This is a genomic window from Aquitalea aquatica, from assembly GCF_013911085.1.
In the GTDB taxonomy this organism is placed as follows: domain Bacteria; phylum Pseudomonadota; class Gammaproteobacteria; order Burkholderiales; family Chromobacteriaceae; genus Aquitalea; species Aquitalea aquatica.
Genome location: NZ_JACERN010000046.1, coordinates 94,512 through 107,930 on the forward strand (window position 1 = coordinate 94,512; position 13,419 = coordinate 107,930).

At 61.5% G+C, this 13,419-nt stretch carries 10 protein-coding genes; 6 read left to right on the forward strand and 4 right to left on the reverse strand.

Features of this window, described 5'->3' with window-relative positions; genetic code table 11:
- The first annotated feature begins 85 nt into the window (after positions 1-85).
- From kdoO to H2Z84_RS20080, 6 genes are all read left to right on the forward strand, one after another.
- Positions 86-940, forward strand: a complete 855-nt coding sequence (kdoO, locus tag H2Z84_RS20055) for a Kdo hydroxylase KdoO (RefSeq protein WP_181837555.1) — start codon at positions 86-88, stop codon at positions 938-940.
- A 106-nt stretch (positions 941-1,046) separates the two neighbouring features.
- On the forward strand, positions 1,047-2,732 hold the full coding sequence (locus H2Z84_RS20060; RefSeq protein WP_181837556.1) for a glutamine--tRNA ligase/YqeY domain fusion protein: 1,686 nt from the start codon (positions 1,047-1,049) through the stop codon (positions 2,730-2,732).
- A gap of 207 nt (positions 2,733-2,939) precedes the next feature.
- The gene (locus H2Z84_RS20065; RefSeq protein ID WP_181837557.1) at positions 2,940-4,157 is read left to right on the forward strand and encodes a 6-phosphofructokinase; all 1,218 of its coding nucleotides are present in this window, start codon (positions 2,940-2,942) and stop codon (positions 4,155-4,157) included.
- Positions 4,158-4,311: 154 nt separating this feature from the next.
- On the forward strand, positions 4,312-5,685 hold the full coding sequence (gene cysS / locus H2Z84_RS20070; protein WP_181837558.1) for a cysteine--tRNA ligase: 1,374 nt from the start codon (positions 4,312-4,314) through the stop codon (positions 5,683-5,685).
- Positions 5,686-5,887: 202 nt separating this feature from the next.
- On the forward strand, positions 5,888-6,103 hold the full coding sequence (gene rpmE / locus H2Z84_RS20075; RefSeq protein WP_124641169.1) for a 50S ribosomal protein L31: 216 nt from the start codon (positions 5,888-5,890) through the stop codon (positions 6,101-6,103).
- A 110-nt stretch (positions 6,104-6,213) separates the two neighbouring features.
- Positions 6,214-7,869, forward strand: a complete 1,656-nt coding sequence (locus H2Z84_RS20080; RefSeq protein WP_181837559.1) for an ArnT family glycosyltransferase — start codon at positions 6,214-6,216, stop codon at positions 7,867-7,869.
- A 52-nt stretch (positions 7,870-7,921) separates the two neighbouring features.
- Here the strand turns inward: H2Z84_RS20080 and H2Z84_RS20085 are convergent, their stop codons facing one another.
- The 4 genes from H2Z84_RS20085 to H2Z84_RS20100 all read right to left on the reverse strand — a co-directional run bounded on the left by H2Z84_RS20085 (position 7,922) and on the right by H2Z84_RS20100 (position 13,359).
- Entirely contained in the window at positions 7,922-8,335 is a 414-nt protein-coding gene (locus H2Z84_RS20085; protein WP_181837560.1) for a hemerythrin domain-containing protein, read from the reverse strand.
- Between the two features lie 130 nt (positions 8,336-8,465).
- Positions 8,466-10,427: an acetoacetate--CoA ligase gene (locus tag H2Z84_RS20090; protein ID WP_181837561.1), complete on the reverse strand. Its 1,962-nt coding sequence runs from the start codon at positions 10,425-10,427 to the stop codon at positions 8,466-8,468.
- 51 nt (positions 10,428-10,478) lie between these two features.
- On the reverse strand, positions 10,479-11,372 hold the full coding sequence (locus H2Z84_RS20095) for a hydroxymethylglutaryl-CoA lyase (protein ID WP_181837562.1): 894 nt from the start codon (positions 11,370-11,372) through the stop codon (positions 10,479-10,481).
- Positions 11,373-11,391: 19 nt separating this feature from the next.
- Positions 11,392-13,359: an acetyl-CoA carboxylase biotin carboxylase subunit gene (locus H2Z84_RS20100; protein ID WP_181837563.1), complete on the reverse strand. Its 1,968-nt coding sequence runs from the start codon at positions 13,357-13,359 to the stop codon at positions 11,392-11,394.
- Positions 13,360-13,419: the final 60 nt, after the last annotated feature.

Sequence of the window (13,419 nt, forward strand, 5' to 3'; positions counted from 1 at the left end):
GCTGTTTTGTCGCCCGTGGCAAGCGGCATGTTTTCTGTCTGATAGACGCCGTTGCCAGCAGAACCCCACAGAAAGCCCTAGAGACATGACTAGCCAGATTCTACAGCTAGCGGGTAGGCCGCAGCATTCGCAAGTCGCCGCGCTGGAAAGCGGCAAGGTATTGTTTTTGCCGCAGCTGGATTTTGCCATCCAGCCCGCCGAGCTAGGCTTGCTGAATCCGCAAGTGGCCGACCCCAAGCGCAAGAACATCAGCCTGGACCCGCAAACGGACGGCAAGCTGCATGGTGTGGCCGATCCGGCCAATGAAGCGGCGGTACGGGCGCTGATCAGCCGCTACCGCGAATGCGCCTTTGCCCTGGTCGAGCAGTTGCTGCCGGAATACCGTGGCAAGCTGCGTGCCGCGCCCACCAGCTTGCGTCTGCTGCGGGTGGAAGATCGCCAGACTTCCTGGCGCAAGGACGACAGCCGCCTGCATGTGGATGCCTTCCCCTCCCGTCCCACCTATGGCGAGCGCATCCTGCGTGTGTTTTACAATGCCAATCCCAATGGCGAACCGCGCGTGTGGCGTGTCGGCGAGCCGTTTGCCGACATGGCGCGGCGCATGTTGCCGCGCATTCCCCGCCAGTGGCCGGGCTCGGCTGCGCTGATGGCGGCACTGAAGATTACCAAGCGCAAGCGCAGTGCTTACGATCACCTGATGCTGCATCTGCATGATGCCATGAAAGCCGACATGGACTACCAGCGCACTTGCCCGCAGGAAACCATGCCTTTCCCGCCGGGCTGCGGCTGGGTGTGCTTCTCCGACCATGCCTCGCATGCCGTGATGTCCGGCCAGTTCATGCTGGAGCAGACTTTCTGGCTGCCGGCAGAGGACATGGCCGATCCGGCACGTTCGCCCTTGGCCGAGCTGCAGGCCATCACCGGTCGTCAACTGATCTAGTTAGTCCGGAACGGGCCGGTTTTCGTCATGCCGGGGCTGGCCCTCCCCATCAAGGGCAAATCGGTTACAATCACCGATTGCTTCCATTTAGTCTGCAGCCAGAATCATGAGCACGGAAAACAGCGCGCCAGTAGTCAGCAACTTCATTCGCAACATCATTGACGAGGACCTTGCCAGCGGCAAGCACAGCTCCATCGTCACCCGCTTCCCGCCCGAGCCCAACGGCTACCTGCACGTGGGTCATGCCAAATCCATCTGCCTCAACTTCGGTCTGGCCGAAGATTACCAGGGCAAGTGCAATCTGCGCATGGACGACACCAACCCGGAAAAAGAATCCGACGAGTTTGTGCAAACCATCAAGGACAGTGTGGAATGGCTGGGTTTCCAGTGGGATGGCAATGTCCGTTTCGCCTCGGATTACTTCGACGCGCTGTATGACTACGCCGTTGAGCTGATCAAGTCCGGCAAGGCCTTTGTCTGCGACCTGAACGCCGAAGAAATGCGCGCTTATCGCGGCAGCCTGACCGAGCCGGGCAGGAACAGCCCCTTCCGCGATCGTAGCGTGGAAGAAAACTTCGACCTGTTCACCCGCATGCGTGCCGGCGATTTCCCGGATGGCAGCAAGACCCTGCGCCTGAAAATCGACATGGCCTCCGGCAACGTGAACCTGCGTGACCCGGTGATCTACCGTATCCGCCGTGCCCATCACCACCGTACTGGCGACAAGTGGTGCATCTACCCGATGTACGACTACACCCATTGCATTTCGGATGCACTGGAAGGCATTACCCACAGCCTGTGCACGCTGGAGTTCGAAGACCACCGCCCGCTGTACGACTGGGTGCTGGACAACATCACCATCCCTTGCCACCCGCGCCAGTACGAGTTTTCCCGTCTGGAACTGCTGTACGCGCTCACCTCCAAGCGCAAGCTGCAGGCGCTGGTGACCGACGGCCTGGTGGATGGCTGGAACGACCCGCGCATGCCCACCATCGAAGGCATGCGTCGCCGTGGCTTCAGCCCGGCTGGTATCCGCCTGTTTGCCCAGCGCATTGGCGTGTCCAAGGGTGAAAACATCATCGACATGAGCGTGCTGGAAGGCGCCGTGCGCGAGATGCTGGAAAACGAATCGCCGCGCGTGATGGCCGTGCTGGACCCGATCAAGGTGACCCTCAGCAACTTCGATGCCGCCGTCACTGCCAGCCGCAGCGCGCCTTTCCATCCGCATCACCCGGAATTCGGCGAGCGTGAAGTGCCGATTGCCCGTGAAATCTGGATCGAACGTGAGGACTTTGCCGAAGTGCCACCGCCCAAGTGGCAGCGTCTGACCGCCGGCGGCGAAGTGCGCCTGCGTTACAGCTATGTCATCAAGTGCGAAGAAGTGATCAAGGACGCCGACGGCAAGGTGGTGGAACTCAAGTGCTCCATCGACCACGACACCCTGGGCAAGAACCCGGAAGGCCGCAAGGTCAAGGGCGTGATTCACTGGGTATCGGCCGAACACGCTATCGAGGCTGATGTACGCCTGTACGACCGCCTGTTTACCGAGTCGCGTCCGGATGCCGTGCGTGGCGAAGATGGCGAATATGTTGATTTCCGCCAGTTCCTCAACCCGGAATCGCTGAAAACCGTCACTGCCTATGTAGAAGATGCCGTGCTCAAGGCTGCGCCGGAATCGCGCTTCCAGTTCGAGCGTCTGGGCTACTTTGTCACCGACCGTTACGACCATCAGCAAGGTGTGCGTGCCGTGTTCAACCGCACGGTAGGCCTGCGCGATACCTGGAGCAAGTAAACCTGCCGCCAGCCATATCGTGTACAGAAGCGGGCCATAGGCCCGCTTTTTTCATGTCCGCGGCCCCGGTTACACCGCAGCGCGGACTTTGACAAGCTTCGCCAGCGCAGCATTTGATGCGCGTCGACTTTGGCGTGATGTAATTTGCCTGCTACACAAGCGCTGCTTAGCATCAAAACCATCAGTCTTGCTTCGCGGAGAAATGCCATGAACCAGCCACGCCTGCTGTATCTGCAATCCGGCGGCCCCACCGCCGTGCTCAACGCCTCGGCGCAAGGGGTGATTGAAACCGCGCGTAAGCTGGGCATCTCGGTGTATGCCGCCCGCGACGGTCTGGCTGGCCTGCTGGAAGACCGGCTGGTGAATACCGATGGTGTGTCCGATCACGACATCGCGCGGCTGGGTTTCCTGCCCGGTGGGCATTTTGGGGTCAGCCGCCGCATGATAGGCCGTTTCGACAAATGTCCCGAAGACTGGCTGCGCATGAAAGCGGTGCTGGCGCGTCACGGCATTCATTATTTGCTGATCAATGGGGGTAACGGCTCACTGGGCTGTGCGGCGCGGCTGGCAGATTTTCAGCGCCACACTGGCCACGCCCTGCATGTCATCGGCGTACCCAAAACCATAGACAACGATCTGGTCGGCACCGACAACAGCCCGGGCTATGGCTCGGCGGCCAAGTTTCTGGCCAGCACCATGCTGGAAGTGGGCATGGACATGATCAGCATGGGCCGTGGTCGGGTATTCATCATGGAGGCCATGGGCCGCCATACCGGCTGGCTGGCGGCAGCCCCGGCCGCAGCGCGCATTCATGGCGGGCAGGCACCGCATATCGTGCTGCTGCCGGAGGTGCCGTTTGAGCAAGACAAGTTTCTGGCTGCGGTGGATGCCAGCCTGGCGGCGCACGGCCAGTGTGCCATTTCGGTGGCCGAAGGGTTGGTGGATGCCTCCGGGCGCTTTGTCACCGAAGCCAATGCCTCGGCTGTGTATGGCCATGAGCAACTGGGCGGGGTGGGTAGCTGGCTGGCTGGTCTGCTCAAGCGCGAACGCGGCCTGTCTGCCCATGTGGCACAGGTGGATTATCTGCAACGCGCTGCCGGGCATCTGGTGTCGGCCACCGATGCCGCACAGGCTTACCAGATGGGGCAGAAGGGCGTGGAGTGGCTGCAGGCTGGCCGCAGTGGCGAGATGGCGGGTATCCGTCGCCTGTCCGATCACCCTTACCGCTGGGAAGTGGCGGCGTTTCCGCTCTCTGATGTGGGGGATCTGGAAAAGGCTTTCCCTGCGCACTTCATCTCCGCCGATGGCTATGGCGTGACCCAGGTCTTTCTGGACTACCTGTTGCCGCTGATGGAAGGCGAGCGCATGCCACCTTTCCGCCAGGGCTTGCCGGACTACCGCCGTATTGAATGGCCGCCAGTGTGACCCCATCTGTCAGCTTTCGTTGGTCAAGCCGCCGGGCCATGTGCCCGGTTTTGCATTTTGCGCATCGCTTGTCGGGCAGTGTGCAGGCGCTTCGCGGGGGCTTGACGACTCTGCTACAATTTCCCCTTTTACCCAAGCACAGGTTATCTAGATCATGCTGAACGTGTACAACACCCTGACTCGCCAGAAAGAAGAGTTCCACCCCATCGAACCGGGCAAGGTGCGTATGTATGTGTGTGGCATGACGGTGTACGACCTCTGTCATATCGGCCATGCCCGCATGCTGGCGGCCTTTGACGTGATCTACCGCTGGCTCAAGGCCTCCGGCTACGATGTCAATTACGTGCGCAATATCACCGACATCGAAGACAAGATCATCAAGCGTGCGCTGGAACGCGGCATCACCCCGGACCAGCTGGTAGCCGAAACCATTGCCGACATGCATCAGGACGCCGCCGCGCTGAACCTGCTGCCGCCGACACACGAGCCGCGTGCCACCCACCACGTGGGCGGCATGATTGCGCTGATCGAACAGCTGATTGCCAATGGCAAGGCCTACCCGGCCCCCAATGGCGACGTGTACTACGCGGTGCGCGAGTTTGAAGGCTACGGCAAGCTGTCCGGCCGTACGCTGGACAAACTGCGCGCCGGTGAGCGGGTGGAAATCGACCCCAACAAGCGCGATCCGCTGGACTTCGTGCTGTGGAAAGCGGCCAAGCCGGGCGAACCGTCGTGGGAAAGCCCGTGGGGTGCTGGCCGTCCGGGCTGGCATATCGAATGCTCGGTGATGAGCTGCCACCACCTGGGTGAGCATTTCGACATTCATGGCGGCGGCGAAGACCTGCAATTCCCGCACCACGAAAACGAAATCGCCCAGTCCGAGGGCGCGCACGGCCACAAGTATGTCAACTACTGGCTGCACAATGGCTTTATCAATGTCGATGGCGAAAAGATGTCCAAATCGCTGGGCAATTTCTTCACCATCCGCGACGTGTTGCAGCACTTCGACGGCGAGGTTGTGCGCTTCTTCATCGTGCGCAGCCACTACCGCAGCCCGGTCAACTACACCGACAGCATCCTCAACGATGCCAAGCAGGGTCTGACCCGGCTGTACACTGCCTTGCGCGGCCTGGAGCTGCCGGCGTCCACGGGTATCGACTGGAGCAACCCGTACGCAGCGCGCTTCAAGGCGGCCATGGACGACGACTTCAGCTCCTCCGAAGCCGTGGCTGTGCTGTTTGATCTGGCCGGTGAGGTCAACAAGACGCGCGATGTTCAACTGGCACGCCTGATGAAGGATCTGGCCGGTGTGCTGGGCCTGCTGCAGCGCGAGCCGGAGGAATTCCTCAAGGCAGGAGCAGGTGAGGGCGAATTGACTGCCGAGCAGATCGAAGCGCTGATCCAGGCGCGTCGCGATGCGCGTGCCAGCAAGAACTGGGCCGAATCTGACCGCATCCGTGACGAGCTGATCGCCAAGGGTGTGGTGCTGGAAGACAACGCCCAGGGCACTAGCTGGCGTCGTGCCTGACATGAGGCAAGTCGGCAAGGTCAGGCCAGAGTAAAGGGCTGACCTTGCCGATATGATTGGCCACAGCATCGGACCATGCCGGCAACTTGCCACTGTTTTAATCTTGAGCGACTTGTCAAGCGCAAATAAAGCGCGGATAATGCGTCCTCTTGACCCTGTAGTACAGGCAAAACCCCTGTACCCGTAAACTAAGGAAGCTCTCATGCGCGCTGATATCCACCCGAATTACACCGACGTTGCGGTTACCTGCTCTTGCGGTAACACCTTCACTACCAAGTCGACCATGGCCAAGGACGCCTTCCACATTGAAGTGTGCTCCAGCTGCCACCCGTTCTACACCGGTAAGCAGAAGATTGTTGATACCGCTGGTCGTATCGACAAGTTCAACCAGAAGTTCGGCGGCTTCTTCAAGCGCTAAGCTTGTAAGCTTTGGAAAAAAGGCAGCCATGGCTGCCTTTTTTCATTTCCGCTGCCCGCGCTTGCACATTAAAATAGCGTATTACTTCTACTTGACTGGCGCGCGCCTCGATGCTGACGTACTCCCCGCAAAACGCCACCGTTCCCGTTCCCACTGAAAAACCCTGGGTCTTGCTGCTGCTGTGTTTCGTCTGGCTGTGGCCCGGCATTATCGGCCACGACCCGTGGAAGCCGGACGAACCCTATGTGATGGCGGTGGTAGAGGGCATGCTGCGCAGCGGCAACTGGCTGCTGCCCACCCTGCAGGGGGTGCCCTATCTGGAGTCGCCGCCCTTGTATTACTGGGTGGCCGCTGGTTTTGCCAAGCTGTTTTCGCCCTGGCTGCTACCCGCGCATGATGCCGCTCGCCTGGCCACGCCGTTGTTCATGGCGCTGGGCCTGACGCTGGCCGGCATGACCGGGCGCGATTTGATCGGCCGCCGTTACGGCCGCAGTGTGGTGATGATACTGATAGGCTGCCTGGGCCTGATTGTCACCGGCCACCAGATGACACCCATGGTGGCCAGCTTTACCGGTTTTGCCGCCGCCTTTTATGCCTTGTCGCTGACCCTGCGTTCTCCCGGTCTGGCCGGGGCGATACTGGGGGCGGCCAGCGTCACACTGTTTCTCAGTGCCAGCCTGCTGGAAGTGATGCTGGTGTGGGCCGTGGTGATTTTCCTGCCGGCCTTTACTGCCTGGCGCAACAAGCGTTACGCCATCACCGTGTTCATGGCGCTGCTGGTGGCTTTGCCGGTGGCGCTGATCTGGCCGCTGCAGCTGGAGCGCAGCTATCCGGCACTGTTCCGTCTGTGGTGGGAGCGCCATGCGCTGGGCCCGCTGGATGGCTTTGGCAAAGTCAGCCTGTTCCACGGCTTCGGCTACTACACCTTCAATACCATCTGGTTTGCCTGGCCGGCTTGGCCGCTGGCGGCCTGGACGCTGTTCCGCAATCGCAAGTACGAACTACCCATGTTGCAGCTGCCGCTGATGTTTTTTGGCGTGGTGCTGATCATGCTGACGCTGTCCGAACGTAAGAGCATGGATTACGCCATGCCCTTGCTGCTGCCGCTGTCGCTCTTGGCTGCGGTGGAACTGGACAATCTGCGCCGTGGCGCGGCGGCCTTTCTCAACTGGTTTGGGCTGATGACCTTCGGCGTGTTCGGGCTGTTGATCTGGGCTGGCTGGGCGGCAATGAACTATGGCTGGCCCGAGCGGCTGGCCGGACGCGCGCAGTATTTCAGCCCCTACTATGTGCCGCATGTTTCGGTGCTGGCCGCGGTATTTGCCGTGCTGGCCACCATTACCTGGATCTGGGCGGTAACGCGCAGCCATTTGCGTGGCCGGCAGGCCATTACCAACTGGGCGGCCGGGCTGACCTTGTGCTGGGGACTGGCGCTCAGCCTGTGGCTGCCGTGGCTGGATGCAGCCAAGAGCTACCGTCCGGTGGTGGAGAGCATGGTGCGGGCCATGCCGGCAGCCGGACTGGACAAGGCGCAGTGCATCGCGACCGAAAACCAGAACATGGTGGCGCGTATCAGCTGGCATTACTACGCGGGCATCGATCTGCTGGCTTATCCAGCGGGGGAGAGCAGTCCTTGCGACTACCAGCTGCTGGTGCGCTCGCGCAATGATGGCCTGGCCGAACCAGGCTGGACCTTGCTGTGGCAGGGGGCAAGGCCGCGTGAGAAGTTTGAGCTGTTTGGTTTGTTCCGGCGTGCAAACAACTAGCGCACGTCGTCACCATTCACCAGAGACAGGGCCGGATCGTACCGGCCCTTTTTCATGCGCTATGCGCTTGCAGTGCTGCCATGACAGCCGGCAGGCTTTCTGCCAGGACAAACAGCTCGCGCTCTTCAAAGCGCACATGAGTCGTCATGGCATCGGCAAAAGCCTGCAAGATGGCCGGGCTGGCCAGTTCGGCATGTTGCAATAGGTGGCGCAGGTGGGCGTGCTGCTCCAGCGTCCGTTCCACCAGTTGGCCATGGCCGGCTTGTGCCAGTGCGGGGAGTAAACTGCGCTCTTCCTCGGCAAAGTGGGCTTGCAAGGTTTGTGCTGTCTGCTGGCTGATTTTGTCGGCGGCCTGTTGCCACTGCGCAGGATCAGTTGTGCGGGCGGCCTTGCCGGCCTGAATGGCGAGGGACAGTGCGTGGTGGTGCTCGCGGGATAGAGGGGTAAGGGCTGCGCTGCGTTTCATGCTGTGCTCTATTGCCTGGGGTGATTAGCCTGCATCAAGTGCTGAGGGGCAGCCTTGAGCGCGCTCAAGCATTCGCGGCTTGCCCCGTGTTGCAGTCGGGGCGGTTACCCGCCCCGAACCGTCTGTCGCTTCAGTGTTGCAGCTGTGGCAGATTGGCAAACAGCTTGAGTGCTTCCGGATTGGCTAGCGCGCTCAGATTATTGACTGCTTCTCCATGAATGACATTCTTCACTGCCAGCTCGACAATCTTGCCGCTGATGGTGCGCGGGATATCCGCCACGGCGATGATGCGCGCCGGCACATGGCGTGGGCTGGCTCCACGCTTGATCTGCTCGCGGATGCGCATGATGAGTGCTTCGTCCAGCTGGCAACCCTCGCGCAGCCTGACAAACAGCACCACCCGCTCATCGTCCTGCCAGCGCTGGCCCACCGCCAGGCTTTCCAGTACTTCGACAATGCTCTCCACTTGGCGGTAGATTTCGGCGGTGCCGATACGCACGCCACCGGGGTTGAGTACAGCGTCGGAACGGCCATAGATCACCATGCCATCGTGCTCGGTCAGCTCGGCATAGTCGCCATGGCACCAGATGTTGTCGAAGCGTCCAAAGTAGGCCTGACGGTATTTGCTGCCTTGTTCGTCCTGCCAGAAACCGACGGGCATGGACGGGAAGGGGCGGGTGCAGACCAGTTCGCCCTTTTCCTGGCGCACCGGGCGGCCATGGCTGTTGTAGATGTCCACCGCCATGCCCAGCCCGCGACATTGCAGCTCACCACGGTATACCGGCAGCGTGGCACAACCCAGGGCGAAGCAGGACACGATGTCGGTGCCACCGGAGATGGACGCCAGATTGATGTCCTGCTTGATATTGGCGTACACCCAGTCATAGCTTTCCGCCATCAGCGGCGAACCGGTGGAAAAGATAGCGCGTAGCGTATCCAGTCGGTATTCCTGTGCCGGGTGCAGATCGATCTTGCGCAGTCCATCGAGATACTTGGCCGAAGTGCCGAAATGGCTGAAGCGGCAGGACTCGGCATACTCCCACAGCACCCGCCCCTGTGTAGCAAAGGGCGAACCGTCGTACAGCATCAGCGCTGCGCCGGAGGCCAGCCCGGAAACCAGCCAATTCCACATCATCCAGCCACAGGTGGTGAAGAAGAACAGGTGGTCACCCTGGTGCACATCACCATGTAGCTGGTGTTCTTTCAGGTGTTGCAGCAGGGTGCCACCGGTGCCGTGCACGATGCACTTGGGTTTGCCGGTGGTGCCGCTGGAATACAGGATGAACAGCGGATGGTTGAAGCCTACCCGGGTGTACTGCAAGGGACATGCTGCAAACGGGGCGATGAAGTCGCTCAGAGTAACCGTGCGCGGCAGGCCGGCAGCAAACTCCACGGCATCGCCCAGATAGGGGATGGCGATGAATTGTTCGACCGAGGGCAGGCCGGCAGCCAGTGCCTGCATCTTGTCGTGGATATCGATCTGTTTGCCGTTATACCAGTAGCCATCCGGGCAGAACAGTATTCTGGGTTCGGTCTGGCCAAAGCGGTCGATGGCGCCGTCGATGCCAAAATCCGGCGAGCAACTGGTCCACACCGCGCCCAGGCTGGTGGTGGCCAGCATGGCGGCCACGGTTTCCGGCATATTGGGTAGCAGGCCGGCGACGCGGTCACCCGGCTTGATGCCGGCGGCTAGCAAGGCCTGTTGCAGGCGGGATACCAGCTGACGCAGTTGCTGCCAGCTTAGCTGGCGCTTGAGCTTGTCCTCGCCCCAGAACACCATGGCCAGTCCGTCACCATCGTGGCGCAGCAGGTTTTCTGCATAATTGAGCCGGGCTTCGGGAAAGAAGCGGGCGGCCAGCATGTTGTCGCCGTTTTCCAGTGCCGTATTGCCCTTGTCGCCGATGACGCCGCAGTAGTCCCAGACCAGTGCCCAGAAACGGCCGGGGTCGTCCACGCTGGCCTGCCACAGGCTGTGGTAGTCGGGCAGCGGGCGGTCATAGGCGGCTTCGGCCAGCCGCTGAAAGGCATGCAGATGGGAGCCGGCCACACGGGCGGCGCTAGGGTGCCAGATCGGGGTGGTGGAGTGCTGCATGTTGCTCCTCTTTATTGTTGTCACGGGCGTGGCGGGCCGTGCGCGCAAGCATCAGTGATGGCGGCCCATGGCCAGAGCCACTCGGGATGCCGGTGCGCGGCCCAGCAGGCCGGAAACGAACCATGCCGTTTCCACCAGTCGTGGCAGGGCGATGCCGCAGTCCACGCCCAGCCCGTTCATCAGGTAGACCACATCTTCCGTTGCGACATTGCCGGAAGCTCCACGAGCATACGGGCAGCCGCCCAGCCCGGCAACGGAGGAATCGAAGGTCCTGACTCCCGCCTGAAAAGACGCATGAATATTGCTGATGGCCATGCCGTAAGTATCGTGGAAGTGGCCAGCCAGCTTGTCGATTGGCACAAGCTTGCTAACGGCTGCCAGCATGTCCAGCACGCGGTTGGGCGTGCCCGTGCCTATGGTGTCGCCCAGCGAAATTTCGTAGCAGCCCATGTCCAGCAGGCGGGCGGCGACTTCCGCCACTTTGGCCGGGGCAATGGCCCCTTCATACGGACAATCCACCACACAGGATACATAGCCACGCACGCGGATGTTCTCGCGGCGGGCGCTGGCCAGCACGCTGTCGAAGCGGGCCAGGCTTTCGGCAATGCTGGCATTGATGTTTTTCTGGCTGAAGCTTTCACTGGCCGCGCCGAACACGGCAATTTCGCGCACACCTGCCGCCAGTGCCTGCTCCATGCCCTTGTCGTTAGGTACCAGTACCGGGTAATTCACCGGGCCGGACAGATCCAGCGCTTGCAACACTTGCAGGCTGTCGGCCATTTGTGGCACCCATTTGGGCGAGACAAATGCGCCGGCTTCGATGGTGCTAAGGCCGCTGGCCGCCAGGCGGCGGATCAGTTCCAGCTTGCTGGTGGTGTCCAGTTGCTGCTTTTCATTTTGCAGCCCGTCACGCGGGCCGACTTCGACAATCTTCACACAAGTCATCTTGTCCCCTTGTCGCCGCTCAGGCAGCGTCGAAATCCACCAGCTCGTCGCCGTCGCATACCTGCTCACCAGCGGCAAAGTAAAAGCCGCGCAGCACGCCGTCGGCAGGGGCGTGAATGGTGTGTTCCATCTTCATGGCCTCTAGAATCAGCAAGGGCTCGCCTTGACGGACAGTCTGGCCGGCCTTGGCCAGCAGGGTGACCACGCGGCCTGGCATCGGGGCCTTCAGATGGGTCACACCGTGGACGGTGTCTTCTGTCGCGGCATAGGGATCGACCCATTCCAGCTGCAAGCGTTCTCCCTGTACGAACAGCACGCGCTGCTGTGCCTGTCGTACCACGCTGCCGCTGAGGACCAGGCCATTCAGGGTCGCCTGCAAGTGGTGGCCGTGCAGACGGGCTTGAACCTCGACTTGCTGCCCCGCCACCGTAACGACAAAACCATGCTCAAGATAACGCAGCCCGGCTGTATATACATGCTCGCCCTGACGGAACTGCACGCGCTGTTCCAGTACGCCGTTCAGCCGCCAGCCGGCAGGCGCCGGGTAGGGCGCGGCGGTGTGCAGGGCCTCGGCCACGGCCAGCAAGGCCAGTTGCTGCGCTGTTGGCGCTGCCGGCGCAGGCAGCAGTGCATCCTGATGGCGGGCAATCAGCCCGGTATCGACCTGGCCACTGGCAAAGCTGTCATGCTGCACGATGCGGCGCAGAAAGGCGATATTGGTGCTGACACCGGCAATCTGGTACTGCGCCAGGGCGGCATCCAGCTGTTGCAGTGCGGCTTCCCGGCTTTCTCCCCACACGATCAGCTTGGCAATCATCGGGTCGTAGAAGGGGGTGATGCTGTCGCCTTCGCTGACGCCGGTATCAATGCGCAGCTGGGCGTTTTCCGGTGGGGCTTGCAGATGAATCAGCTGGCCGGTGGCAGGCAAAAAGCCCTTGTCCGGGTCTTCGGCGTAAATGCGTGCCTCGATGGCATGGCCATGGATTTTTAATTCGTCCTGGCGCAGCGGCAGCGGCTGGCCGGCGGCAACATGCAGCTGCCAGGCCACCAGGTCCTGGCCGGTGATCATTTCGGTAACCGGGTGTTCCACTTGCAGCCGGGTATTCATTTCCATGAAATAGAAGGCACCAGGCTGGCCATTGGCTTGCACGTCGACGATGAACTCTACCGTGCCGGCACCGATGTAGCCGACGGCACGGGCGGCGGCGCAGGCGGCTTCGCCCATGGCCTGGCGCATCACTGCGGGCAGGTGCGGGGCGGGGGCTTCTTCCAGCACTTTCTGGTGGCGGCGTTGCACCGAGCAGTCGCGTTCGAACAGGTAGACACACTGGCCATGGCTGTCGGCAAACACCTGGATTTCCACGTGGCGCGGCCGTGTCAGGTATTTCTCCACCAGCACCTTGTCGTCACCAAAGCTGGCACTGGCCTCGCGCTGGCAGGAAGCCAGTGCGGCGGCGAAGTCTTCGCTGCATTCGACTATGCGCATGCCCTTGCCACCACCACCGGCGCTGGCCTTGATCAGCACCGGGTAACCGATATGGTCGGCCTGTTGCTGCAGGAATTCTGCTTGCTGCTCGGCCCCGTGGTAGCCGGGTACCAGTGGCACGCTGGCTTTTTCCATCAGGGTTTTGGCGGCCGACTTGCTGCCCATGGCGGCGATGGCACGGGCCGGTGGGCCGATGAAGGCAATGCCTGCGGCTTCGCAGGCCGCGGCAAAATCGGCGTTTTCCGACAGGAAGCCATAGCCAGGATGGATGGCCTCGGCACCGCTGGCGCGGGCGATGTCCAGGATGGTGTCGGCTTTGAGATAGGATTCGGCAGCGGGTGCCGGGCCCAGTCGCCAGGCTTCATCCGCCAGTTTGACAAAGCGGGCGTCGGCATCGGCGTCGGAATAAACGGCAACGGTGGCAATGCCCAGCTGGCGCGCGGTCTTGATCACCCGGCAGGCTATTTCGCCGCGGTTGGCGATGAGGATTTTCTTAAACATGGCAGTCTCCCGCGGCGAAATCGCCACGGCGCAGGCGCGCCGTCAGGCGATGTTGCTGCG